Raw genomic sequence first — 24,350 nt, 5'->3', positions numbered from 1 at the left:
GCACATTAGCGAGTAGTACCGCTAACTACGGTACGGTTGTGGTTGATGCCGGGGGGCAATGGACTTACAGCCTTGATAATACGAATGCAGATGTACAAGCCTTACCAGAGGGGGAAACCTTAACCGATACAATTACTTTCACCAGTGATGATGGCACTATCGAAACCCAAACTATTACTATTACCGGCGCCGATGATGTTCCAACAATTACCGGTGATAATACTAGTAGTGTTACAGAAGACAGCGCACCTTCATTAAGAACATCAGGTAGTTTAACTATTTCGGGTGGTGATGCAGGAGAGAATTTATTTATTGCTCAAACTAATGTAGCAGGAGATTATGGTTCTTTTAGAGTTTCAGAAAGTGGCGATTGGTCATATTCAGCACGAAATAGTAATACTGATATTCAAGCTTTAGGTAACGGTGATATTTTAACTGAAGAGTTTATCGTATTGGGTGCAGATGGTGTAACGAGCCAAACGGTCATTATTACTATTAATGGTAATAATGATAAACCAAGTATTACTCTCGTTGAAACTTTCAACTTCACTGAAGATGCGGCGAGCAATAAAGTAGGCTCTACAGTTGCAACCTTTACTACTAAAGACCCAGATAATGGTGATACTGTTAACGTAAGCCTAGATGATACTACTCACTATAAAATTGATGGTAATAAAGTTGTTTTAACTGAAGCAGGCTTAACGTTAGTTAATGAAGGAACAGACTTACCAGCGTTCAAATTAACACCTAATGACGGTATAGCAGATGGTAATATTGCAAACGTTGATCCGTCTGTAACACCTAAACCTGATGCTCCAAACTTAACAATAACGCCAAATAATATCGTTGTTGAAACAGGCTTTGATGAATATGATTTAAATGGAAATTCTTATACAAGCAGTGCAGATGTAAGCAAATTACTTGATGGGAAATGGCAGACAGATAATTCAAATAATCAAATTGAAATAGGTTTACAAGATACTTATATTAGAGATGGCGAAAAAGATAATAACGTTATTGAATTAGAGCGCCACCATGGTGATGCATCAAATATTTACACAACAATTGAAGCTAAAGAAGGTGACATATACACAGTCTCATTTGATTACTCACCAAGAGCTGGCTCATTAGAAGACTCAGTGGTTGAGGTTATGTGGAATGGTGTAGTAGTCGCAACACTAGATAATCAAAACGTTGGTTTTCAATCTTATAGCATCCCATTAGAAGTGGAAGCTGATGGTGAATATAGACTTGAATTTAAAGCAACTGATAGTGACTCCACAGGTGGTTTACTTGATAATTTATCGCTTAGTCATACTTACGATATCGGTGCAGAAGGCACTCCAATAAACTTACCGGGTATTTCTACTTCGTTAGTAGATACTACTGAAGCTCTTACTCTTGATATTCAAGATATACCTAGTGGTGCTACACTGTCAGATGGAGTAAATTCATTTACAGCCAATAATTCAATAACCTCAGCAACAGTAACTGATTGGGATTTAGATAACTTAACCTTAACGGTACCAAATGTTGATGAAGCTACCATTTACACATTGAATGTAGTTGCAACAAGTACCGAACAGTCTACAGGTGAAAGTGCCTCTACAACTAAAGAAATAAGTGTAAGAGTGCAAAATGTAACTTCTGAAAATACTTATAGTAGCTTAGGCAGCAACATTACGGGTGACGTTAATAGTGGTGTAGATTCATTTATAGTCAGTGCCTACACTACTGATAGTAATGCAATTTTAAATGGTCAGTTTGCTGCTTTTCATGGCGGGGATACAGCTGAGCAAATCTATACCGAAATATCAAAATCAGCTGACCTTACCATCAATTCTGGCAGTAGTAATGATTATGTCGAGTTAAGCTTTAGTACGGGGAATAATACTGTATACACCGGCACATCTATTCCTAATAGTGAAAGTGACGGTACAACACAAGCATTTTTTGCTGATACTGACTTTATGAGCTTAAGCGATATTACTAATGCAGATGGGAATTTAGAAACATCCATATTAGCACCATTACAGCCTATATCCGATACTGTTAACCTTGGTGTCGGCGATGATATTGTTTACGGCGGTGGTGGCAATTTAACCGCCTTTGGCGCTGCAGGTAATGACACCTTAACAGGTAACGATTACTTAGATGCAAGTTCGAATGGTAACGATGCACTTCGTGGAGGCGAGGGTAATGACACACTAATTGGTAATAGTGGTGATGATGTTCTTCGCGGTGATGAAGGTGATGATACATTAAATGGTGGGATCGGTAATGACATACTTATTGGAGATGACGGCAGTGATACTTTAATTGGTGGGTTAGGCGATGACACTATGTCAGGTGGTTTAGATACAGATACCTTTATTTGGTTAGATAACGACACAGGCACAGATCATATCAATGGTTTTGATTTAAACGAAGATGTAATTGATATTAGTGATCTTTTACACTTGAGTGATGGTGATAACCTAAACGAGTTTTTAGACTTTGAAAGTGATGGTGTTGACACAACAATTACCGTACATGCTGACGGCGATAATGTAGTTACTCAAACAATTGTTTTAGATAATGTCGACTTAGGTGATGATGACGTTACCATTATTAACGACATGCTAACGGGTGACCATAAAGGTTCATTATTTATTGGTGATAGTAGTGTGGTTGACATGGTTACCATAGAACCACTTCCTGATGAATAACCTATAAATCAGGTAAGTTAATGTAAGTTGTATCGTTTGAACATGCGATACAACTTAACGCAATAATAATTTACATATATTGTAAATTATTCCTCATATATTTCTTTATAAGTTATATACTTAGGTAATAATTTCATGGGCACAAGCATTTAAATGACATCAGAAAAGTCTCAATGGACAATTAATAGCTCACAACGTATTAGTGAAGATCCGCTCTTAGATTGCTTAGTTTTATTAAGTGAAAATTTTGGTAACCCTTGCTCAGCTGAAGCACTGGCTGCAGGTTTACCTTTAACGAGTAGCGTACTAACCCCTGAATTATTACCACAAGCAGCTATGCGAGCAGGCTTAAGTGCTAAATTAAGTCGCAAAAGCCTTGATAACATTCCGCAAATGTTACTGCCTTGTATTTTAATGCTAAAAGATCAAAAAGCCTGCATATTGCAGTCGTTAGATTTTAAAGCCAATGTCGCTATTATTTCATTACCTGAAACTGGCGGTGAAGAACAACTTACTATTGAAGAATTAGAGTCAGTTTATGTTGGTTATTTATTTTTAATAAAGCAAAAGTATCACGCAGATCGAGACTTTGATGTACATATTGCTGATGCACAAGAGCATTGGTTGTGGGATACCATTCGAGAATCCGCACCTATATATCGTGATGTGATTATTGCCTCAATTTTAGTGAATATATTCGCTTTAGTTTCACCGCTATTAGTTATGAATATCTATGACAAAATAGTACCTAATTTAGCTTTTGAAAGCTTATGGGTACTTGCCGTTGGAGCAACTATTGCATATATCTTCGATTTTGTACTTAAACAGTTAAGAGGCTATTTAATTGATGTCGCAGGTAAGAAAATTGATATTCAAACCTCTTCGAAATTGTATGCCAAAGTTGTAGGAATATCGTTAGAAAAAAAAGCCCCTAGTGTTGGTGGCATGGCTAAACAAATTGGTGAATTTGAAAGCGTTCGAGACTTTCTATCTTCAGCGACTATAACCGCGTTAGTTGATTTACCTTTTTCAATACTGTTTGTTTTTATTATTTATATTGTCGCTGGAGATCTCGCTGTATTTTCAGTTATCGCAACGGTATTAATTTTAGGTTATGCCTTTTTAGTACAAACTAAGTTACGACACGCGATTGAAGAAAGTAATAAATTTTCAGGCTTACGCCATGGTCATCTTGTTGAAAGCTTATCTTCTCTTGAGTCAATTAAAGCAAATGGCGCTGAAGGCATAGTACAAAATGCATGGCAACAAATGCTTGGTCATACGTCTAACTGGCAACTTAAAACCAAAGTTATTACTAACTCAGTAGCTAATTTTTCTAGTTTTATAGTACAAATGGTTGTCGTTGCGGTTATTATTTTAGGAGTATACCGCGTTTCTGATGGACTTATTTCAATGGGCGGAATAATTGCTGCAGTGATGTTATCAAGTCGAGCAGTAGGACCTATGGCAAAAATAGCCTCATTAATGACTCGTTACAACCAAACGGTAAGTTCATTAAGACAGCTTGATGGTATTATGAATCAAGAAGGTGAATTTGAAAGCAAAGGTCAATTAGGCACACATACCAAACTTGAAGGTAATATTGTTTTAGAACATGTTAACTTTAATTATCCTGAGATTGAAAAACAGGCTATTTATCCATTATCACTCAAAGTAGCGCCTGGAGAAAAAATAGCAATTATTGGTCGTAATGGCTCAGGAAAAACAACACTAGCTAAGTTGGTTTTAGGCTTATTTAGCCCAAAGCAGGGTAGTATTCGTTATGACGGTTTACATCAAGGACAAATTCACCCAAGTGACTTGCGTCGTAACATAGGCTATCTACCGCAAGATATTGTACTTTTTCATGGTTCAATTAAAGACAATATCCTCTTTGGTACTAAGCAAGTAACCGAATATCAATTAATGCGAGCGGTGCAATTATCAGGTGTTAATTTATTTACTGATATGGAGTCACAAGGCCTTGATCTACAAGTAGGAGAGGGTGGTTTATCATTATCGCGCGGTCAACGCCAAGCTGTGGCATTAGCAAGAGCTATTTTAAATGATCCGCAAATGTTATTGCTTGATGAACCCACCGCTAGTTTAGATGCTCGCGCAGAAAAGCTATTTATTAAATCAATGAAAGAAACAGCTGAAAATAGAACTCTACTACTCATCACTCATAAAATGCACTTATTGCAATTAGTTGACCGTATTATTGTGATGGATAACGGTCACTTAGTCGCGGACGGAGAAAAATCATTCATCTTAGAGCAACTAAAAACAGGCAAGCTACATGCTGCTAAAGAAGGGGCTCAAGGATGAAAATAAGTAAAGAAGATTTAGAAATGGCAGATGATGTATATGGTGCTATTTTAACACAAACCCCAACGGCCCATCGTTTAACTATTTGGGCATTAGCGGCTCTTTTCAGCTGTTTTCTTATTTGGTCTTATTTTGCTGAATTAGATCGGGTAACTCGTGGCGAAGGAAAAATAATTCCCTCTACACAAGTACAAATTATTCAAAGTCTTGACGGTGGTATACTACAAGAGCTGTATGTTAAAGAAGGTATGCAAGTCACCAAAGGTCAAGTGATAGCGCGAATAGACGATACGCGTTTTCGCTCAGATATGGCGCAACAAACACAAGAAGTCGATGCATTACGAGCAAATATTATTCGATTACGTACCGAACTAAGTAATGTGTTAGTTGCAGATGTTGAAGACTGGAAATTACAGGTAAAAATAGAAAAAACGCAACTACAATTTCCGGACGATCTTACTAATAAATCTCTAGAACTCGTGATTCGTAATCAAGACGAGTACAATACACGCTTAAATAACATTGAAAACCAAGTCGCTATTCAAGGTCAACAGATAACCCAACGTGAACAAGAAGTTAAAGAGCTAACTTCTAAAATATCTACCCTCAAAGGTAGTTTAGCGTTAGCAAATAGTGAGCTTGAATTAACAATTCCTTTAGCAAAGAAAAAGATAGTCCCTGAAGTTGAATTATTAAAGCTAAAACGTATTGTTAATGACTTAGAAGGTGAGCTTAGCGCTTTAGAATTATTAAAACCTAAAGTGAAGTCTTCACTTGATGAAGCCATTTTAAAGCGCCGCGAAGCTGTTTATAAATATAGAGCTGATGCGAGAGCTTTATTAAATGAATTGCAAGCTAAGCTTTCACGCTTAAACGAAGCGCAAGTTGGTGCGCAAGATAAAGTAAGCAAAGCGTTAATATTATCTCCCGTTGTTGGTACGGTAAAAACCTTACGTATTACAACACTTGGTGGTGTTATCAAACCAGGAGAAGTATTACTCGAAATAGTACCATCAGAAGATAAACTTCTAGTCGAAGCTAAAATTATTCCTAAAGACATTGCATTTATCTCGGTTGGGCTAAAAGCTATGGTAAAGGTTACCGCATATGATTTTACGCGTTATGGTGGCCTTGAAGGTGTAGTAGAGCATATAAGTGCAGACACCACACAAGATGAAGATGGCAATAGCTTTTATATTATACGAGTAAGAACAAACGAATCAAACATGCATAGTCGTGATAATACCATTATGCCAATAATTCCGGGAATGATGACAAGTGTTGATGTCATTATCAGTAAACGAACAGTACTCGAATATATTCTCAATCCTATTATGCGAGCTAAAGAGCTAGCGCTTAGAGAATATTAAAAATATTGAGTACATAAGTTAAATATTATGTACTCGCTCAAAATCGTAATAGCTTTTATAAACACCTAGTTCATAACGACGTTTATAAAAGCTATGTATTTATATTAGAAGTATGGATTAATATGAAACAAAAAAATTTTAGGCGAAGAAGCATTGGCACAGTATCACTTTTGTCTTTTGCCATGTTTTTTCAGACAACAGTTAGTGCTCAATCCCTTGAGCAAGCGGTAGCATTTACCTTTGACACTCACCCTGAATTAAGGGCAGCTTACACTCGCTTTAAAGTCAGCGAAAAACAAGTAGATCAAGCAAAAGCTGCTTATTTACCAACTGTTGACGCCTCAGCTGCTATTGGTTACGAATACACCGATAGTCCTGGTACGCGTAGACAAATAGCGACTAATGGAGAAGATACGGCTGAATTAGCTCGACGTGAACTCGGCTTAATTGTTAAACAAGAGTTGTTTAGCGGCTTTCATACCCAAAGTGAAGTAGATCGTACTAGCTCAACCGCTAGAGCGGATCAATGGCGTTTAAACGGCATTGCTGAAGATTTAGCGTTAGAGGTGAGTAAAGTTTATATTGATGTTATTAAGGCTAAGCAATTAGTCGGTTTAGCAGAGCGAAACCTAAAATCACATCAAGATATTTATGAACAAATTAAGCAAAGAACAGAGTCTGGTTTTAGTAGCTCAGCTGATTTGTCACAAATAGATGGCCGTTTAGCTAAAGCGCACTCTAACTTAATCGCCGCTAAAAATAACTACTTAGATCGCGAAGTTATTTTCTATAGAGTTGTAGAGCAAAGACCTAAAAACTTAGTGATTCCGATCCCTGATGCTGCTTTATTACCTCAAACAGAAGCTGAAGGATTGGAAAAAACACTTCAAAATCACCCTGTAATGAAGTCGGCAGTGAGTGATGTTAAAGCCGCTCGCGCACAATACAAAGCAGCTAAATCTAATTATTACCCTAAAGTCTCTTTTGAAATTACTGCAAATTACAATGACAATTTAGATGGTGAAGATGGCATTACTAGCTTGGGTGATGTTGGTGGTGAAAATAACGAAGTAGCAGCAATGTTGCGTGTTTCATACAATATTTTTTCTGGCGGTAGACACAGTGCTTATGCAAAAGAAACCGCTTATAAAATAAATGAAGCGCAAGAACTCAATAAAAATATTAACCGCCAAGTCACTGAAGGTTTTATCCTAGCTTGGAATGCTTTTGAGCAGTTAAATCTACAAAAGAAATATATAAAATTACATGTGGTTTCTTCTAAAAATACCCAATCAGACTATATAGATCAGTTTAAAGTAGGGCGACGTAGTCTGCTCGATTTATTAGATACAGAAAATGAACTATATCAAGCTCGTCGTGACTTCTTAGAAGCTGAATTCTCTGAAATTTCAGCGCAATACAGAATATTGCATTCTATGGGATTACTAGTAGAAGCGTTACGAGTGACTCGACCAAATAGCTGGTTAGGCGAAAATGATTACGAAGAGGACGAAAAGTGAAGTTTATAGTATGTCTATGTGTGTTATTTATCTCGGCTTGTTCAACACACATTATTGATATGACACCAGAGCCAACAGTACAAAAATATGATCTTTCTGATAGTGAAGGTGACGGTATTATTCAAGCTAGAGATGCATGCCCAGAAAGTAATGCGGGTGCCAAAGTTGATAATAATGGCTGTGGCTCAAAGACGGTTTATACCATACGACACCGACTTGATGTTAACTTTGATATCAACTCTTACGCAGTCAAAGACAAATACAATGCTGAAATAGAAGGTTTAGCTATTTTTATGTCTGAATATCCAGATATTACCGTGTTAATTGAAGGGCACACAAGCATTAGAGGAACAGCTAAACATAATTTGAAGCTTTCTGAAAATAGAGCGCTAGCGATTAAAAATAAGCTCACGAAAGAATACGGAATAGCAGCTAATCGTATTACTACAGTAGGTTATGGCTCAAGTAAACTCATATCCGCAGGGTATGACGAATTGAGCCATCAAAAAAATAGACGAATTGTTGCCGAAATTAGCAGTGATAAAAGTTTTGTCGAAATGAAGTGGACCATTTATAGCGTTGATAATGAAGTAGAGTAAATGATTAGTGAACAATAAAAGTATTTTACTCGTTTTTAAAATACTAATAATCAGTACATTATTGCTGGTTATGAACGCTATCTTACACGCAAAAAAAACGACTAAATTAGACGAAGCACAAATTGTAAATGCGCTTACCAGTAACTACGGAGAACGAGCAGGAAAAAGAGGAAAAGCTTGGGTTCAACTAATCGACAAGTCTTACCCACTTGATGACGATAATAAACTGGAAAAAGTAAATAACTTCTTCAATCAATTACATTTTACCAGTGATATAAGACTGTGGGGTGAATCTAATTACTGGGCAACGCCACTTGAGTTTTTAGGTGCTAATGCGGGAGATTGCGAAGACTTTGCTATTGCTAAATACTTTACGTTATTAGAGCTTGGTGTTCCTGATGAAAAAATGCGAATTACCATGGTTAAAGCCGTAACATTAAATCAATATCACATGGTTGTTGCTTATTATCATACGCCAGGTTCAATACCGGTGATTCTTGACAACATTATTGGCAGTATTAAACCCGCCACCGAGCGTAAAGATCTTATTCCTGTTTACAGTTTTAACGGTAAGCAGCTTTGGCTTAATAAAAAGAAAAACCAAGGTGTTCTTGCCGGTAAATCACAACGCCTTAAACAATGGACCGACTTAAATCAGCGCATGGGGATATTGAACATGAAACAACCGAAATTGAGAATGGAGTAAAATAATGACGCTATTTAATCAAATAAACTCACTGTTATTTACATTGTTTTTATTAATGATGTCGAGCTTGGTCTATTTTCAGTTTACTGAAACTAAAAGTTTTATGATTGAACAAATGGAATCAGACTTAAATAACACAGTCACATCACTTAGTTTAGGACTCAAACCTCATTTAGAAATAGGCGATGAAGTTGCTGCAAATACCCTAGTGAATGTAATTTTTGAAGGTGGTTTTTATAAAAAAGTACAACTCACTTGGATTGCTAATCAAAAGCAAGACGTCTGGGAAAATAATATTACTATAGAAAATGTGCCTAATTGGTTTACCGATTTAAACCTTTTTGAAACACAAAGCAAAGAAGTATTAATCACTTCAGGTTGGTTACAACTTGCAACGCTTAAAGTAGAAGCTAACCCTGCAATAGGGTATCGCGAATTATGGCGGATCATGAATGACACTCTTATGGTGTTGTCGGCGCTGTTTTTACTATCAGTGATAGCTTTACGTTTACGATTAAAGGTTATTTTAAAACCATTAGATCAAGTGGCAAAGCACGCCAGAGATATTTCTCAACGAAAGTTTCACTCTAAAATGGCCATGCCATCAACCACAGAATTAAAAGAAGTTGTAGTCGCAATAAACTCAATGTCAGGACAATTAAAGCATGTATTTAATGCCTTAGATGATGAAGTAGACAACTTGAAAAAGCATACATTGTGTGACCAAGTATCGCAGCTTCCAAATCGTTTATACCTAACCGGACAATTAAACAGTTGGTTGAGTGAGCCAGATTTTGGTGCACTTTTATTAGCTGATTTTAGTTGGCTAGACGAAGTACACAGCAAGTTCGGTTATCAAATGCGAGATCAAACCATTAAAACGTTTGCCAATAAATTATCAACTAAACTGCCGCAACCTGATGAAACTTTAGTTGCTCGTATCTCTAATACTGAGTTTGCTTTCTTAATCCGTAACGCAGAAAAAGAACAAGTCAGTCATTACTTACAATCACTAATTCGCCTAATAAACCAAGAAATTATCAATGCAGGCTTTGAGCCTAATAAACAGTTTGCTATTGGTATTGCGCAGCGTAGTGACGATGTAACTAGAGAAGAGCTATTATCACAAGCCGATAGCGCCTTACAAAAAGCATTAAACGACCAAAAAACGAATCACTGGTTTTACCTCGAAACAGAAAAAGCATTCAGCAAAGAAGACTGGAGAAAGCAATTAGTAAAAGCGATCGACCATAATGATTTTATTTTTCAATGGCAGACTATTCAACAATGTACTGATAACAAAGTAATCCATCGTGAACTTTATTGTCGTTTAGAGATTGAAGGTAAAATAATGCCAGCAGGGCAGTTTATGCCTTATATTGAACAGCTATCGTTGGGCTCTAAATTAGACCGCTGTATATTAGATGCAATTGTTTCTGATAACTTATTCTCTTTAAATAACGATCCTATTGCTGTTAATTTATCTCGCAAATGTATCCCCAACACCGAGTTCCATCAGTGGCTTAAGAATTACTTAGATAATGTAGAAAAGCCAGAAAGAATTCACTTTGAAACATCAGAAGCAGGTATTACTCAAAATTTAGCTGCATCAATACAATTGCGTGAAATTATTGAAGCTGCAGGTGCTAAGTTTGGCGTTGATAACTGTGGTAGACAAATGGGCTCATTAACGTACTTGCAAGAGCTAAAACCTGACTACATTAAGTTAGATATGTCACTGGCTTGCTACGACAGTGAAACCAATAAAGAAAACCTACAAAACTTTGAACTTTGTCGGGCATTAGTCAATATTGCCAAAGGTTTAAGTATTAAAGTTATCATTACCGGTATTGAAGACGACAAGCACTTACAAACGATTAAACCGTTAAGGGCTGAGGGTTATCAAGGCTATATCAATAGACCGGTAGAAATTAAAACGATTACCTCGTAATAATTAAAACCTAGTTATGCAATAACAACTATAGCTAGGCTTTAACCTTGTTGAGCTAACTTAACGATAGCGAACTTCAGACATAAAAAACCGCAATTAAGCGGTTTTTTGTCATAAACACTAATTGTTTATTAACAGTGGTTGTCTATCACCAAATCTAAAAGTCATTAGGTATAACTTAAAGACTAAAAAGGTCTTTATTTGGTGGAGGGAATCGAACCTTTGTAATTTATCATTTTATCAACCACTTAAAATATTATTGTTAAATATAATCTCTTTTCTCTATTTTAGCTATTCGACTATCACCACAAAATTCATTATTTATCACGGAAATTAGCGATAACAATTGTGTTTCTACATCATAGAAGTTATTCCTAGGCAATGTGCTTAACTCAACCCCAAGAACTAAGGTGGCCTCTATTAACTTATGTTGATGTTTTCTGTAAAGAAATGAACCGTCTGACGCTATGCTAACTTGTTCGTTTGATGATGCAATAACTACATTTATATTGGTGATTATATCTATGTAATTATCGGAAGTATTCATCGAACCTATTTTAGAATCAGGATACATCAAATTATACCATCTAAAAATATCAAAGTTTGATATTTTTAATTTATCTCTTTTATCTATCTCGCTTTTAAAGAAGTCCTTGAATAAAGTAAAGTGTGAAATATGATTATGTAATAGCGAACTATTATATGTATTGATATAGCTTTTAAGTGCAATAAATATACCGCCTATTGTTGCTATAGAAGTAAATAAAATCAATATACTTTGCATAATATGTATAGAAGCAGAGTATAAGTTAATTGTCATTTTTAAGCAGTCATTAGTTAAACAAAAAGAGAAGCCGACATCAGGAGACTTGAACACTGAAATTGTTGTTGCAATGATAGAAAGCAGTAGGAAAATTAGACTTACTATTAATGCCCACTTAAAAATATTAAAAAACAATGAATATGATTCGCTGATAAGTGAGTTATTTGTTGTCATAAGTAGGAGACTTTCCTTTTAACTTTTCTCTTAATATTTTAGATGTTTTATTGTATGTTCGTTGTAAAACATTTAATCGATCATGAGCTCTATAAAACCTTCGGTGGTACCAATATGTATCTTTTTTTTCATCGAAGTCTTTTACTAGCCGATCAACCATGATCTTAGCTCGTTTTATATCAACCTTGGCTGGTAATGGTAATATTTTTTGTAATCGACTAACTAGCTTCCCATGAGAAGAGTGTTTGACTCTTTTTAATTTATTAATACGCCCCATGCACCTGCTAAAATCTTTACGATATGCAAATGTTATTCTATAGCCAGGTTCAGACGCTAGTCTTTCAATATTATGGACAGCAGCCCTTAACTTTTTTACTTCATTAGCTGGATACCTAGGCTCTGGGAAGTTGATTCTCATACCATGAACCATTAAAGGGGTTATAGATTCATAACTGATTGAAGTCTTTTCTGGGTTTATTGGTAATTCTTTTTCATTTAATGTATTGGTTACACATGATATTGCATAATCAAATTGGTAATTTGATATAGTTGAAGATATCGTTATATCATCAACTAGTCTTGTATATCTTAATCCCTTTCTCTTTAAGCGGGCTACTAACTTTTCTTCGCAGTCCCATAAGCAAAGAGCCGCTATGTAACTGGAAGTCAATGCTCCTTGAATCAAGTTGCCTTTATAACAGCATATTTCACTAAGTATCTTAGATACTTCTGTAGGATATTTAAAAAAATTTAAAAACATGTCATTGACAAGATAAAAGCTAATATTATCGAAAAAATCTTTAATATCAATTTTTAATAAGCTAGTAGATGTGCAGTGCTCAGCTGCGCAACTGACATAATCTCTAGCTTGGATTGTTATGTTCGTTGTCTCGTCTTTTTCATTTGGAATACACCCATATATATAACTTGGCCATAACACAAGTCTTTTAAATATCCGGTTGTTTATCCGTCGTTGAATTTTTCGTATTTTATAATGAGGTTTATGTATTTTTCGTTGCTCACCATTTGGTTTATCAATATAGGCAGTTATATATTTTTGATTGTTAGGTAGAGTTAACGCGGAATCTAATTCATCAATTGTAATATCTAATGTTTTACACAGGTTTAGTTTATTAGAAATTGATTTGGAAGACGATTTTATAGGGGATAACCTTTCCAAAAGTACGTCCTTGTAATTAAGAAAACAATAAAGACTTAATCAACTCATCCTCTAGAGCGCAAGAAATGGTGTTACATTCATCGAAAACATTTGGTAACAGCCACCATTTCTATGATTAAGCCCATCGTCCTCGGCTACTGTTGGTTTCGAGTAGTCGGAGGGTGTGGCCGAAGCACATGCCTATTGCTAGGCGCCCTGTGAAAGGCATACAAGCCAAATGTTTTTAATAACGATTGCAGTAAGCTGAGCGATACGCCCATGCAAGATAAAAATAACACTTTAACTCTGTGCTGTATAGTGCTGATTATTAATAATTCTAAGTATTAAATTTTAATCAAACCCAACAAAGTTCTGCTTGATTATAGGTGACACTCACTTATAGTTACTAAAGTCTATGCTTAAGTTATTACAATATAGTCCTGCTTATTGACGAAAATCAGGTTATTCTTGATCAATATGAAATACTCACTCGGTGACTAAATTGTATGAAGGCAACTTGTTGATATAGCAATACTGCCCCTTAATAACATCTTAAAGAACAACGTGTATTGGGATATTTTAATACAAATTTCAGACATAAAAAAACCGCAATTAAGCGGTTTCTTATCATAAACAACAAATATTATTTAATAACACTGTTGTTCATCGCCAAATCTAAAAGTCACTAGGTATAACTTAAAGACTAAAAAGGTCTTTATTTGGTGGAGCGGGGGGGAATCGAACCCCCGTCCAAAAAGCCTACATCCTCGGTACTACATGCTTAGTCGCTTATTTATTTAACCAATTAGACGCCAAGCGACAGGCTTCGTCATGGTGAGCTTAATACTATTTCGCGGTTCAGCCTTAAGCATGCTTCCCTCGCTATCCTATTTGGGGTGACCATCAATCCTCGAAACAACAGGACAATTTATGAGGTGATGGCTAGCCTTAAGCGGCTAGTGCGAACGTTTCGTCGTTTGCAATTATAGTTTTGCGGCTTTTTACCAGGCCAACCGCCCCTGGGCATGCACCTTGGGTTTCATGAATCTTGTCGAATCCTAGATCCGCCCCAAAGTTTTACATTTTTTATTCTACACTTTCTAGGCTCGAACTGCCTATAAAACTAATTATACATCGCTTACTTACAATAGACAACGTGGTAATTTTTAACCACTGTGTCTATTAAACAAAGTATTAGCGGTCTAAGTTTTTATTTTTCATTAATCGCCCTTTATCAACAGCCCATTCTCGGTCTTTGATATCAGAACGTTTATCATGATCTTTTTTACCTTTGCCTAAATAAAACTCTAGTTTTACCCAGTTTTTACGCCAATACATTGCGGTAGCAATTAAAGAGTAACCATCACGTTCAACCGCCGCGGTGATTTTGTCTAACTCTCTGCGGTTAAGTAATAACTTTCTATCGCGATTTGGCTCACACACTACATGACTTGATGCAGCATTTAGCGGCATTATTTCAGCGCCAAGTAAGTAAGCTTCACGGTCTTTAATATGTACGTAACAGTCAGAAATGTTTACTTTACCACTTCGTATACTTTTAATTTCCCAACCTTGTAAGCTCATACCGCCTTCATATTTATCGGTTAGGGTGTAGTTGTGCCTAGCCTTTTTATTTAATGCGATAGTATTACTATTGGATTTATCTTTAGATTTTTTCTTAGCCATTTTTATCTTCCATTTCTTTGCCGCAATAAGCTGCAAACGCGATGATTATACTGATAATAACGTGTTATTACATCCTTGATTGAAAGAATAAAGGCATATTTAACAGAAAATAGCTTAGAATAATGCGCTTTTTGTAAGGTTTTTGCTATTATGTCGCCCATTCAATTGGGTGACATACGGAGTGAAAATGCCAACCATAAGTCGTAGTGCTTTAGTAATGCACAGCGTTGATCAAATGTACCAATTAATAAATGATATTCCATCGTATCCTAAATTTTTACCTGATTGTAATGATAGTAAAATTATAAGCTCGGACGATGAATCGGTAACGGCAGCGTTATTGGTTTCAAAAGGTGGTTTAAGTAAGTGGTTTACGACGAAAAATACGCTCGTCTCTAATGAGAAAATACACCTTTCCTTAGTAGATGGTCCTTTTAAAAAACTTGAAGGTTATTGGCTGTTAACACCTTTGTCTGACGATGCGTGTAAAGTAAGTTTAGAGCTTGAGTATGAGTTTTCGAGTAAACTTGTTTCACTTGCGTTTGGTAAAGTATTCGGACACTTTAGTAATAGCTTAGTGAAAGTTTTTACCCAACGAGCAAAAGATATTTACGGAGTTAATGCTTAATTATGACTTTTGAAAATAATACAATTATTGATAGTGTTGATACCTCGGTGGATGATAATAAAATTACTGTTGAGATTGTTTACGGTACCCCACAAAAACAAACAATATTAGCTTTGTCTATAACAGCAGGTACGACGGTTGAACAAACCATTATTGAATCAGGAATTATTACGTTATTTCCTGAGATTAATTTAGACGTGAATAAAGTTGGTATTTGGAATCGAACGGTTAAATTGACTGACATAGTGGAAGATTTAGATCGAATTGAAGTTTATAGGCCGTTAATTGCTGATCCAAAAGATGTTAGAAAACGTCGAGCTGAAAAAGCCAAGTTAGAAGGTCGAGCAGATAAAACTACAGGTGGACGTGTTAACCATTTACGAGTTGATACCAAAAAATAATGGTTATACTAATCTCACAAACTAAGTGATCATTTATACGGGCTAAAAGCACTAACTATAGTGTTATTTAATAATTTTATCTCCGTCTAAAATAGCTCTCTTAATTATCGGAATTGGTATAACAAAGTTCAGATTACTTATATATCAGACATAAAAAAACGGCTTAAGTGCCGTTTTTTTATGTCTGAATATAGCGATAATATAGCCGCTAAACTTTATGAAGCATACCTATTAATTGCTGCAGATATGAATAAATACTTTACTCAGAATCAGTGTTTTTTGTTGTTGCAGAAGGACTGTTTGTATCGGTAACTTCTGTGGTGTTCATCTCTTTATTTGTATCTTCTATCGCTAACTCTAAAGGTACAGAAGCGTTAAAAGGCGTATTAAAAGTCTCAGGTAATACATAATCCCCAGTTGCCGATATTAATTTATCATTGGAGAATTTTAGAATGAGTTTTTTATTAATATCAAACTTTTTGTCTCGACCTGATATTAATTTATATACATAACTCCAAGTATCATTGTTAAAAGAGTCAACAAGTACAGGGCTTCCTAAAACGAATTTAACTTGTTCTTTATTCATACCTATTTGTAATTGGTTAACACTTTCTTTATCTAGATAGTTCCCTTGAGGAATATCATAACGAAAAACCCAACTAGAACAAGAAGATAAAACCATAGCTGTAATGATGATGGCAACACGAAAATACATAAAAACTATTACCTTAAATAAGTAGTAAAACAAATAGCACTATAAGTGCGAACAGGGATGATACCCAAGCAAAGCACTGAATCAAAGCTATTTTAACTTATTAAAGATAAAAAACTATGACCATAGCTAAGTTACCTATAATTTGTCAGCGATAAACTATAGGTTTTTAGTCATGGTCAGTTAGCTTCATTAAACGAGGTTATATGTCGGATAATTCTTGTTAACTTGCTAATAGCTCTTGTGCGTTAGCTAGGCTGTGTTGAGATATTTTATCGCCAGCTAACAAGCGTGCAATTTCTTTGACCCTATTTGATTCACTAAGTTCACTTACGTGAGTTTCTGTTAACTCACCATCAGTAGTCTTACTGACAAATAATTGCTGATGACCTTTACAAGCGACTTGCGGTAAATGGGTAACACAGATTACTTGTGTATTTTTAGCTAATTGTTGCAGTTTTTTACCTACCATTGCTGCTGTTGGGCCACTTATACCGACATCGACTTCATCAAAAATAAGTGTTGGTGTGATAACTTTATCAGCCAAAATAACTTGCATGGCTAAACTAATTCTTGATAACTCACCACCCGAGGCGACTTTATGCATTGCTTCTAGTGCTTGCCCTGGGTTAATACTAACCTGAAAACTAATATGATCTATACCATTGCTATTAATAGTGTCCTTACATGTAGCTTTTACAATATCAGTTGATTTGCTGTGATCTGTTGAGATATAAAACTGACCGTGTGGCATATTCAACTCTTGCATACTTTTAGTAATTAACTTACTTAAACGCTGTGCTGATTTTTGTCTTGAAATAGAAAGTAGATTAGCACTATCAAAATAATGTTGTTTGGTTGTTTCTAACGATTCGATAATTGTATTGATACGTGATTCATCACCACTAATCGCGGCAAGTTGTTGCGTTAATTCACTATGAAAATCAACTAAACCTTCTGGTGATAATTGATGTTTTTTGGCTAATTGTAAGGCCGTAGAATATCTGTCTTCAATTAATGCGTAGCTTTGCGGGTCTAATTCTAACTGCTGGTAATAATGACTTAAGTCGCCACTTGCTTCTTCTAGTTGAATTAACGCTTCGGCTAGTATACTTGCCACATTGTTAAGCTGTGGATCAATACGTGCAATAGAATGAACATTTTCACTGCATTCTCTTAATGCATCAACAATATTAAAATTTTCGTTTTCAGACAGTTTTTGTAATGAATTTAATGCTGAATCTAATAAGTCTTGTGCGTTGCTGTGGCGTTTATAATCTTGCTCCAACGTGGCAAACTCTCCAGCTTGTAGAGCAAATTCGTCTAGTTCGTTAACTTGGTATTGTATTAATTGTTGTTCAGCTTCACGCTGTTGTTTACTTTGTTGTAATAACGCGAGTTCTTTATTGAGCTTGCTCCATTGCTGAGCATAATGTTTTACGTCGTTCAATAATGCAGGATGATTGGCGTAGTTATCGAGTAAACGACATTGTTGGCTTGCTTTGACAATAAGTTGATGATCATGTTGGCCGTGAATATTAATTAATAATTGGCCTATTTCTTTAAGTTGTATTAACGGGACTTGGCTTCCGTTAATGTAAGCTTTTGAACGACCTTCTGCAGAAATAACTCTACGTAATATACATTCACTATCATGCTCAGAAATAAGCTCATGTTGTTTTAACCAAGCAATGGCTAGTTTATTTTTTTTAATTTCAAAAGTAGCGGCTAAATCAGCTTTTTTGCAGTTAGGTCTAACTACATTGGTTGTTGCTCTGTCACCTAAACATAAACCTAAAGCGTCGATAGCAATAGATTTACCAGCGCCGGTTTCGCCTGTAATTGTGGTCATGCCTGATTGCCAATCAATATCTAATGAACGCACAATGGCAAAGTTTTGAATGTTAAGTTGCAGTAGCATAGTTAATCCTAAGTATTCCTAAGCAAAAAAATTAAGATATGAATAAAAAACCAGTAACTGTTAATTTATACAGTAATTGTTTTTTATTCAACTTAATTTGTTTATTATTTGTTAGGTTTTAACTAGGAATTGACTAATTGATTGATAAATTTAACTATTTATTTTTATCGAAATGATTAAATTATGCTTGATACAATTGTTATAACTCAAATATTGATGTCACTACCTGTATAATTTTTTATACAGGTAGTGACAATAAAGATTGGTGAAATTAATAAAGTTTATTACCCCAGCTTAATTTATTCCGTAATACGGTAAAGTAGTTGTGATCAAGTGGGTGAATTAAACAAATACTGGCATCGCTCTTTTTAATAATTACTTCATCGCCCGGCATCACGGCTAAAATAACATGACCATCACAGCTTACTTGCAAGTTTTCTTGATTGTCATTAGCGAGTATTAATTTAATTTCACTATTACCATCCACCACAATAGGGCGACTTGTTAACGTATGAGGAAACATAGGTACAAGTGAAAGGGCGTTTAAATTAGGTGTTAATATTGGCCCACCGGCAGACATTGAATAAGCGGTAGAGCCGGTAGGTGTTGAAACAATTAAGCCATCAGAACGCTGGCTAAACATAAAACTGCCGTCTATATATACTTCAAACTCTATCATGCTGGCCACTTTGCCTGCATGAAGTACTGCTTCATTTACTGCGCTGTTACTGCTTTTAAGTTTTCCATGACGGTAAACTTCGGCTTCTATGATAAAACGTTGTTCACAACGTGATTTACCGGCTAATATTTGTTCTAATGGTGGAATAATATCATCTGGAGATAAGTCGGTTAAAAAGCCTAAATTACCGCGGTTTACACCAATAACACCAATATCAAAACAAGCCAACACTCTTGCAGCGCCTAACATATAGCCATCACCGCCAACTACTATGGCAAGGTCTGCTTGCTCGCCTATATCAGTTAACGTACCTGTATCGACATTTTGTAGGTTAACTGATTGGGCAACTGTGTGCTCGATAATTACGGGATAGTTATTTGTTAATAAATAGTCATGTAAAATTTCAATAGTCGCGCTTGCGCCATCGTGATCTGGTTTGCCTATAAGGCCAATGGTTTTATAGAGTTGAGCCATGGTTATTTTTTATTATTACAATATATGTAGCAGTTTCGCTGTATTTTAAACGCTTGTAAAGTTCACTTTTTTATAAAATGTCTTAAATCGAGGTTGAATCCTATTTCACAAGCCCCATAATATCTGCATTAGTTAAAAATTAAGGAAATTCCATGACAACAGAGTCAAAAAATACCGAGCAAGAAGTAAACGAACAAGACTTAACTGCAGAGCAATTAGCTGATGAAATTGTTCAACAGGCTGAAGAGCAAGTTGAAGAGCAACATGAGCATGCGCATGAAGTTATTAGTGCAGAGCAAGAAAGAATTAATGAGTTAGAGCTTGCTGTTGCTGCGGCTCAATCTACTGTTGCGGATCAAAAAGATTCAGTAACTCGTGCTAAGGCAGAAGTAGATAATATTCGTCGCCGTGCTGCACAAGATGTAGAAAAAGCGCGTAAGTTTGCGTTAGAAAAATTTGCAGGCGAGATGTTAACTACGGTTGATAACTTAGAGCGTGGATTACAAAACATAGATAAAGATGATGAAAGTAATAAAGCGATTGTTGAAGGTGTAGAATTAACACTTCAAGGCTTAATTAGTTCATTAGAAAAATTTGGTGTAACGGCTGTTGATCCTCAAGATCAACCATTTAATCCAGAACTTCATCAAGCAATGTCTATGCAAGAAGTTCCAGATGTGGCGCCTAATACGGTTATTGCCGTAATGCAAAAAGGTTACGAGCTTAATGGTCGATTAATTCGCCCAGCAATGGTAATGGTTTCTAAAGCCGCGCCAAGTGTAGATGCTACCGCGTAATTATTTAATGCAGCTACTTTTAGGTAGCAGTTCATATAAAAAGTCAGACGATTGTTTGGCTTTTTTGTTTTTGAAATGGAAACGTTAAATAAAAGTGTAACTTTTTTTGTTTTTTTTCTTGTGAATAGTTGAAAAGCAAATTGCAGACCCCACTTATTATTCAACAAACAATTTAATTAATTTCACTCTACCTATTACAGGTAGAGACTACTGAATAGGAGCTCCCAAAATGGGCAGAATCATTGGTATAGATTTAGGTACAACTAACTCATGTGTTGCTGTTTTAGATGGCGGCAAAGCACGTGTAATTGAAAACGCAGAAGGCGATCGTACAACGCCATCAATCATCGCTTACACTGAAGACGGTGAAACATTAGTTGGTCAACCTGCTAAACGTCAATCTGTAACAAACCCAAAAAATACATTATTCGCTATTAAGCGTTTAATCGGTCGTCGTTTTGAAGACAAAGAAGTTCAACGCGATTTAGACATTATGCCTTTCGGTATTGTTAAAGCTGACAACGGTGATGCTTGGGTTACGGCACGTGATAAAAACGTTGCTCCACCACAAGTTTCTGCTGAAGTTCTTAAAAAAATGAAGAAAACAGCTGAAGACTACTTAGGTGAAGCAGTAACTGAAGCGGTAATTACCGTTCCTGCTTACTTTAACGATTCACAACGTCAAGCAACTAAAGATGCTGGTCGTATTGCTGGCCTTGAAGTTAAACGTATTATCAACGAACCAACGGCAGCGGCACTTGCTTACGGTATGGACAAGCAACAAGGTGACAAAGTTGTTGCTGTTTACGATTTAGGTGGTGGTACATTTGATATTTCAATCATTGAAATTGACGAAATGGACGGCGAACATACATTTGAAGTACTTGCTACCAATGGTGACACTCACTTAGGTGGTGAAGATTTCGATAACCGTTTAATCGATTACCTTGTAGCTGAATTCAAAAAAGATTCAGGTATGGACTTAACTAAAGATCCATTAGCTATGCAACGTCTTAAAGAAGGCGCTGAAAAAGCTAAATGTGAACTTTCTTCTGCACAACAAACAGATGTTAACTTACCTTACATCACTGCAGATGCGTCTGGTCCTAAGCACATGAACGTTAAAGTAACACGTGCTAAGTTAGAATCTTTAGTTGGCGACATGGTTAAAGCAACTTTAGAGCCATTAAAACAAGCACTTAAAGATGCTGACTTATCAATTAGTGACATCAACGATGTTATCTTAGTTGGTGGTCAAACTCGTATGCCTTTAGTACAAGCGACAGTAACTGAGTTTTTCGGTAAAGAACCACGTAAAGATGTTAACCCTGATGAAGCAGTAGCTTCTGGTGCGGCGATTCAAGCGGGTGTTCTTTCTGGTGACGTAACAGACGTTCTTTTATTAGACGTTACGCCGTTATCATTAGGTATTGAAACAATGGGCGGCGTGATGACGAAAGTTATCGACAAAAACACCACTATCCCAACTAAACAATCACAAACGTTCTCAACAGCTGACGATAACCAAGCTGCGGTAACGGTTCATGTTGTTCAAGGTGAGCGTAAGCAAGCGTCGGCTAACAAGTCACTTGGTCAGTTCAACCTTGAAGGTATTGATCCAGCACCACGTGGTACGCCACAAATCGAAGTAACTTTCGATATTGATGCTGATGGTATTTTACATGTTACAGCGAAAGATAAGAATACAGGTAAAGAGCAAAAAATTACGATTAAAGCGTCTTCAGGTTTATCTGATGAAGAAGTAGATCAAATGGTACGTGACGCTGAAGCTAACGCTGATGCAGATGTTAAATTTGAAGAATTAGTCACTGCTCGTAACCAAGCTGACGGTATGGTTCACGCTACTCGTACTCAAGTAACTGAAGCTGGTGATGATTTACCAGAAGAAGATAAAGAGAAAATTGAAGCAGCAATTACTGAACTTGAAACAGCTATCAAAGGCGACGACAAAGAAGCCATTGATACTAAGCAACAAGCATTAATCGAAGCATCAGCTAAGTTAATGGAAATTGCTCAAGCTAAGCAACAAGCTCAAGGTGGCGCACCAGAAGGTGAAGCACAGCAAGAAGCTCCTGCTGACGATGTAGTTGATGCCGAATTTGAAGAAGTTAAAGACGATAAGTAGATAATAGTTTTTTACTCGCTAAGCTGTTGTTATATCGCTTAATTTCTTCATCGAAAGTACTCACATATACTTATATGCTGCGTGCTTTCTCTTTGAACTAAAGCGATATAACTTAATCTTAACGAGCAAAAGGCTTGAGCTATCTTCGTAGCTTATTTACTAGCTAACGTAAAGCGTCGAACTATCGGCGCTTTTGTTTGTAAAGCATATCGACGTCATAGTTAAATATAAGTAAGTATTAGCAAGTATGAGTAAATGACTTGCTGCTACTTTTCTCGATTTTTTATTGTTTTTTTTGCATCTATCTTCGGTGTAAATGAATAGAAAAAAATGAAGAAAATTAGTCTATCAACTAGAAGTAAAGAAATAAATTTATGTCAAAACGTGATTATTATGAATCTCTTGGTGTTTCAAAAAGCGCTGATGAGAAAGAAATTAAAAAAGCTTATAAAAAGTTAGCAATGAAGTATCATCCTGATCGTACGAAAGGCGATAAAGCGATGGAAGAAACTTTTAAAGAAGTCCAAGAAGCTTATGAAGTTTTAAAAGATGATCAAAAACGTGCTGCTTACGACCAATATGGTCATGCTGCTTTTGAACAAGGTGGTCACGGTGGTGGCGGTGGTGGTTTTGGCGGCGGTGGATTCGGTCAAGACTTCGGCGATATATTCGGTGATATTTTTGGCGGCGGTGGTGGTCGCGGTCGTCAACGCCAACAACGTGGTTCAGACTTACGTTATAACGTAGATTTATCACTGGAAGATGCAGTTAAAGGCAAAAGTTTAGAAATTAAAGTACCAACTTACGTTAGTTGTGAGCCTTGTGATGGCACAGGTGCTAAACCAGGTACTTCGGCTAAAACTTGTGGCACTTGTCATGGGCATGGCCAAGTACAAATGCGCCAGGGGTTATTTGCGGTTCAACAAACCTGTCCTACTTGTAATGGCACTGGTAAAGTCATCACAGATAAGTGTACTTCATGTCGCGGTCAAGGACGTGTTGAGAAAACTAAAACGTTATCAGTTAAAATTCCTGCAGGTGTTGATACCGGTGACAGAATTCGTTTATCAGGTGAAGGTGAAGCGGGCGAGCACGGTGCACCGGCAGGTGATTTATACGTACAAGTGAGTGTACGTGATCATGGTATCTTTGTTCGTGATGAAAACCACTTATACTGTGAAGTACCTATTAGCTTTGTAACAGCGGCACTTGGTGGTGAAATTGAAGTACCAACCTTAGGCGGCAAAGTTAAGCTTAAAGTACCTAAAGAAACGCAAACAGGTAAAATGTTCCGTTTACGTGGTAAAGGTGTTAAGTCAGTACGTAGTTCTGTTACGGGTGACTTAATGTGTAAAGTTGTGATTGAAACGCCAGTGAACTTATCAGGTGATCAAGCCGACTTATTACGTCAGTTAGAAGAAAAAATGGCTGGCAGTAGCAAAAAACATAGCCCGAAAGAAACAGGTTTCTTTGATGGCGTTAAAAAGTTTTTTGACGACCTTAAAAGCTAGTTTAAAAGCGACAGGCTAAATTTAAAATCCCGCCTTATATTTTATAACGCGGGATTT

The 24,350-nt window shown here is 36.3% G+C and carries 18 protein-coding genes and 1 other RNA gene; 12 read left to right on the top strand and 7 right to left on the bottom strand.

Annotated elements, in window-relative coordinates; genetic code table 11:
- The 7 genes from KO502_RS17275 to KO502_RS16970 all read left to right on the top strand — a co-directional run.
- The coding region (locus KO502_RS17275) for a VCBS domain-containing protein (RefSeq protein ID WP_216023770.1) at window positions 1-2,708 on the top strand (2,708 nt) is incomplete at its 5' end.
- A 153-nt stretch (window positions 2,709-2,861) separates the two neighbouring features.
- The gene (locus KO502_RS16995; RefSeq protein ID WP_216023769.1) at window positions 2,862-5,036 is read left to right on the top strand and encodes a type I secretion system permease/ATPase; all 2,175 of its coding nucleotides are present in this window, start codon (window positions 2,862-2,864) and stop codon (window positions 5,034-5,036) included.
- The gene (locus KO502_RS16990; RefSeq protein ID WP_216023768.1) at window positions 5,033-6,406 is read left to right on the top strand and encodes an HlyD family type I secretion periplasmic adaptor subunit; all 1,374 of its coding nucleotides are present in this window, start codon (window positions 5,033-5,035) and stop codon (window positions 6,404-6,406) included. The genes KO502_RS16995 and KO502_RS16990 overlap by 4 nt, the downstream gene beginning before the upstream one ends.
- Before the next feature lie 122 nt (window positions 6,407-6,528).
- A complete protein-coding gene (locus KO502_RS16985) occupies window positions 6,529-7,926 on the top strand; it encodes a TolC family outer membrane protein (RefSeq protein WP_216023767.1) in 1,398 nt (465 codons plus the stop codon).
- Entirely contained in the window at window positions 7,923-8,525 is a 603-nt protein-coding gene (locus KO502_RS16980; RefSeq protein WP_216023766.1) for an OmpA family protein, read from the top strand. Before KO502_RS16985 ends, KO502_RS16980 begins: the two co-directional genes overlap by 4 nt.
- A 70-nt stretch (window positions 8,526-8,595) precedes the next feature.
- Window positions 8,596-9,231: a transglutaminase-like cysteine peptidase gene (locus tag KO502_RS16975; RefSeq protein WP_216023765.1), complete on the top strand. Its 636-nt coding sequence runs from the start codon at window positions 8,596-8,598 to the stop codon at window positions 9,229-9,231.
- Between the two features lie 4 nt (window positions 9,232-9,235).
- Window positions 9,236-11,182: an EAL domain-containing protein gene (locus tag KO502_RS16970; protein ID WP_216023764.1), complete on the top strand. Its 1,947-nt coding sequence runs from the start codon at window positions 9,236-9,238 to the stop codon at window positions 11,180-11,182.
- A gap of 262 nt (window positions 11,183-11,444) precedes the next feature.
- Here KO502_RS16970 and KO502_RS16965 read toward each other — a convergent pair whose 3' ends face one another.
- The 4 genes from KO502_RS16965 to smpB form a co-directional block, all read right to left on the bottom strand.
- Entirely contained in the window at window positions 11,445-12,179 is a 735-nt protein-coding gene (locus KO502_RS16965; RefSeq protein WP_216023763.1) for a retron Ec48 family effector membrane protein, read from the bottom strand.
- Complete coding sequence (locus KO502_RS16960) at window positions 12,166-13,359, bottom strand: reverse transcriptase family protein (RefSeq protein WP_216023762.1); 1,194 nt, start codon at window positions 13,357-13,359, stop codon at window positions 12,166-12,168. Before KO502_RS16960 ends, KO502_RS16965 begins: the two co-directional genes overlap by 14 nt.
- A gap of 699 nt (window positions 13,360-14,058) precedes the next feature.
- Window positions 14,059-14,409, bottom strand: a transfer-messenger RNA (tmRNA) gene (gene ssrA, locus KO502_RS16955).
- A 123-nt stretch (window positions 14,410-14,532) separates the two neighbouring features.
- On the bottom strand, window positions 14,533-15,024 hold the full coding sequence (gene smpB, locus KO502_RS16950; RefSeq protein ID WP_216023761.1) for an SsrA-binding protein SmpB: 492 nt from the start codon (window positions 15,022-15,024) through the stop codon (window positions 14,533-14,535).
- Between the two features lie 187 nt (window positions 15,025-15,211).
- Here smpB and KO502_RS16945 point away from each other — a divergent pair, with 187 nt between their 5' ends.
- The gene (locus tag KO502_RS16945) at window positions 15,212-15,652 is read left to right on the top strand and encodes a type II toxin-antitoxin system RatA family toxin (RefSeq protein ID WP_216023760.1); all 441 of its coding nucleotides are present in this window, start codon (window positions 15,212-15,214) and stop codon (window positions 15,650-15,652) included.
- 2 nt (window positions 15,653-15,654) lie between these two features.
- Window positions 15,655-16,053 (top strand): RnfH family protein, encoded by a 399-nt coding sequence (locus KO502_RS16940; RefSeq protein ID WP_216023759.1) that lies wholly within the window; start codon window positions 15,655-15,657, stop codon window positions 16,051-16,053.
- 259 nt (window positions 16,054-16,312) lie between these two features.
- On the opposite strand, the gene bamE is transcribed toward KO502_RS16940, so the two are convergent.
- The 3 genes from bamE to nadK all read right to left on the bottom strand — a co-directional run bounded on the left by bamE (window position 16,313) and on the right by nadK (window position 19,839).
- On the bottom strand, window positions 16,313-16,768 hold the full coding sequence (gene bamE, locus KO502_RS16935) for an outer membrane protein assembly factor BamE (RefSeq protein WP_216023758.1): 456 nt from the start codon (window positions 16,766-16,768) through the stop codon (window positions 16,313-16,315).
- A gap of 220 nt (window positions 16,769-16,988) precedes the next feature.
- Window positions 16,989-18,686 (bottom strand): DNA repair protein RecN, encoded by a 1,698-nt coding sequence (gene recN, locus KO502_RS16930; protein WP_216023757.1) that lies wholly within the window; start codon window positions 18,684-18,686, stop codon window positions 16,989-16,991.
- 271 nt (window positions 18,687-18,957) lie between these two features.
- Window positions 18,958-19,839, bottom strand: a complete 882-nt coding sequence (gene nadK, locus KO502_RS16925) for an NAD(+) kinase (protein WP_216023756.1) — start codon at window positions 19,837-19,839, stop codon at window positions 18,958-18,960.
- Between the two features lie 152 nt (window positions 19,840-19,991).
- On the opposite strand from nadK, the gene grpE reads away from it, so the two are divergent.
- From grpE to dnaJ, 3 genes are all read left to right on the top strand, one after another.
- Entirely contained in the window at window positions 19,992-20,636 is a 645-nt protein-coding gene (gene grpE / locus KO502_RS16920) for a nucleotide exchange factor GrpE (RefSeq protein ID WP_216023755.1), read from the top strand.
- 229 nt (window positions 20,637-20,865) lie between these two features.
- Complete coding sequence (gene dnaK / locus KO502_RS16915) at window positions 20,866-22,782, top strand: molecular chaperone DnaK (protein ID WP_216023754.1); 1,917 nt, start codon at window positions 20,866-20,868, stop codon at window positions 22,780-22,782.
- Between the two features lie 374 nt (window positions 22,783-23,156).
- Complete coding sequence (gene dnaJ / locus KO502_RS16910) at window positions 23,157-24,293, top strand: molecular chaperone DnaJ (RefSeq protein ID WP_216023753.1); 1,137 nt, start codon at window positions 23,157-23,159, stop codon at window positions 24,291-24,293.
- Window positions 24,294-24,350 lie beyond the last annotated feature (57 nt).

Origin of the sequence: Colwellia sp. E2M01 (genome assembly GCF_018860585.1) — a bacterium.
GTDB lineage: Bacteria > Pseudomonadota > Gammaproteobacteria > Enterobacterales > Alteromonadaceae > Colwellia.
Note: the sequence above shows the minus strand (reverse complement) of the source record. Positions and strands in the feature narration are given on the sequence as shown.

Bases quoted from the DNA above. Each gene is read 5' to 3' on its own strand.
- KO502_RS16995 (WP_216023769.1), top strand. From the start codon at position 2,862: ATGACATCAGAAAAGTCTCAATGGACAATTAATAGCTCACAACGTATT.
- KO502_RS16990 (WP_216023768.1), top strand. From the start codon at position 5,033: ATGAAAATAAGTAAAGAAGATTTAGAAATGGCAGATGATGTATATGGT.
- KO502_RS16985 (WP_216023767.1), top strand. From the start codon at position 6,529: ATGAAACAAAAAAATTTTAGGCGAAGAAGCATTGGCACAGTATCACTT.
- KO502_RS16975 (WP_216023765.1), top strand. From the start codon at position 8,596: ATGAACGCTATCTTACACGCAAAAAAAACGACTAAATTAGACGAAGCA.
- KO502_RS16970 (WP_216023764.1), top strand. From the start codon at position 9,236: ATGACGCTATTTAATCAAATAAACTCACTGTTATTTACATTGTTTTTA.
- KO502_RS16965 (WP_216023763.1), bottom strand. From the start codon at position 12,179: ATGACAACAAATAACTCACTTATCAGCGAATCATATTCATTGTTTTTT.
- smpB (WP_216023761.1), bottom strand. From the start codon at position 15,024: ATGGCTAAGAAAAAATCTAAAGATAAATCCAATAGTAATACTATCGCA.
- KO502_RS16945 (WP_216023760.1), top strand. From the start codon at position 15,212: ATGCCAACCATAAGTCGTAGTGCTTTAGTAATGCACAGCGTTGATCAA.
- KO502_RS16940 (WP_216023759.1), top strand. From the start codon at position 15,655: ATGACTTTTGAAAATAATACAATTATTGATAGTGTTGATACCTCGGTG.
- bamE (WP_216023758.1), bottom strand. From the start codon at position 16,768: ATGTATTTTCGTGTTGCCATCATCATTACAGCTATGGTTTTATCTTCT.
- recN (WP_216023757.1), bottom strand. From the start codon at position 18,686: ATGCTACTGCAACTTAACATTCAAAACTTTGCCATTGTGCGTTCATTA.
- nadK (WP_216023756.1), bottom strand. From the start codon at position 19,839: ATGGCTCAACTCTATAAAACCATTGGCCTTATAGGCAAACCAGATCAC.
- grpE (WP_216023755.1), top strand. From the start codon at position 19,992: ATGACAACAGAGTCAAAAAATACCGAGCAAGAAGTAAACGAACAAGAC.
- dnaK (WP_216023754.1), top strand. From the start codon at position 20,866: ATGGGCAGAATCATTGGTATAGATTTAGGTACAACTAACTCATGTGTT.
- dnaJ (WP_216023753.1), top strand. From the start codon at position 23,157: ATGTCAAAACGTGATTATTATGAATCTCTTGGTGTTTCAAAAAGCGCT.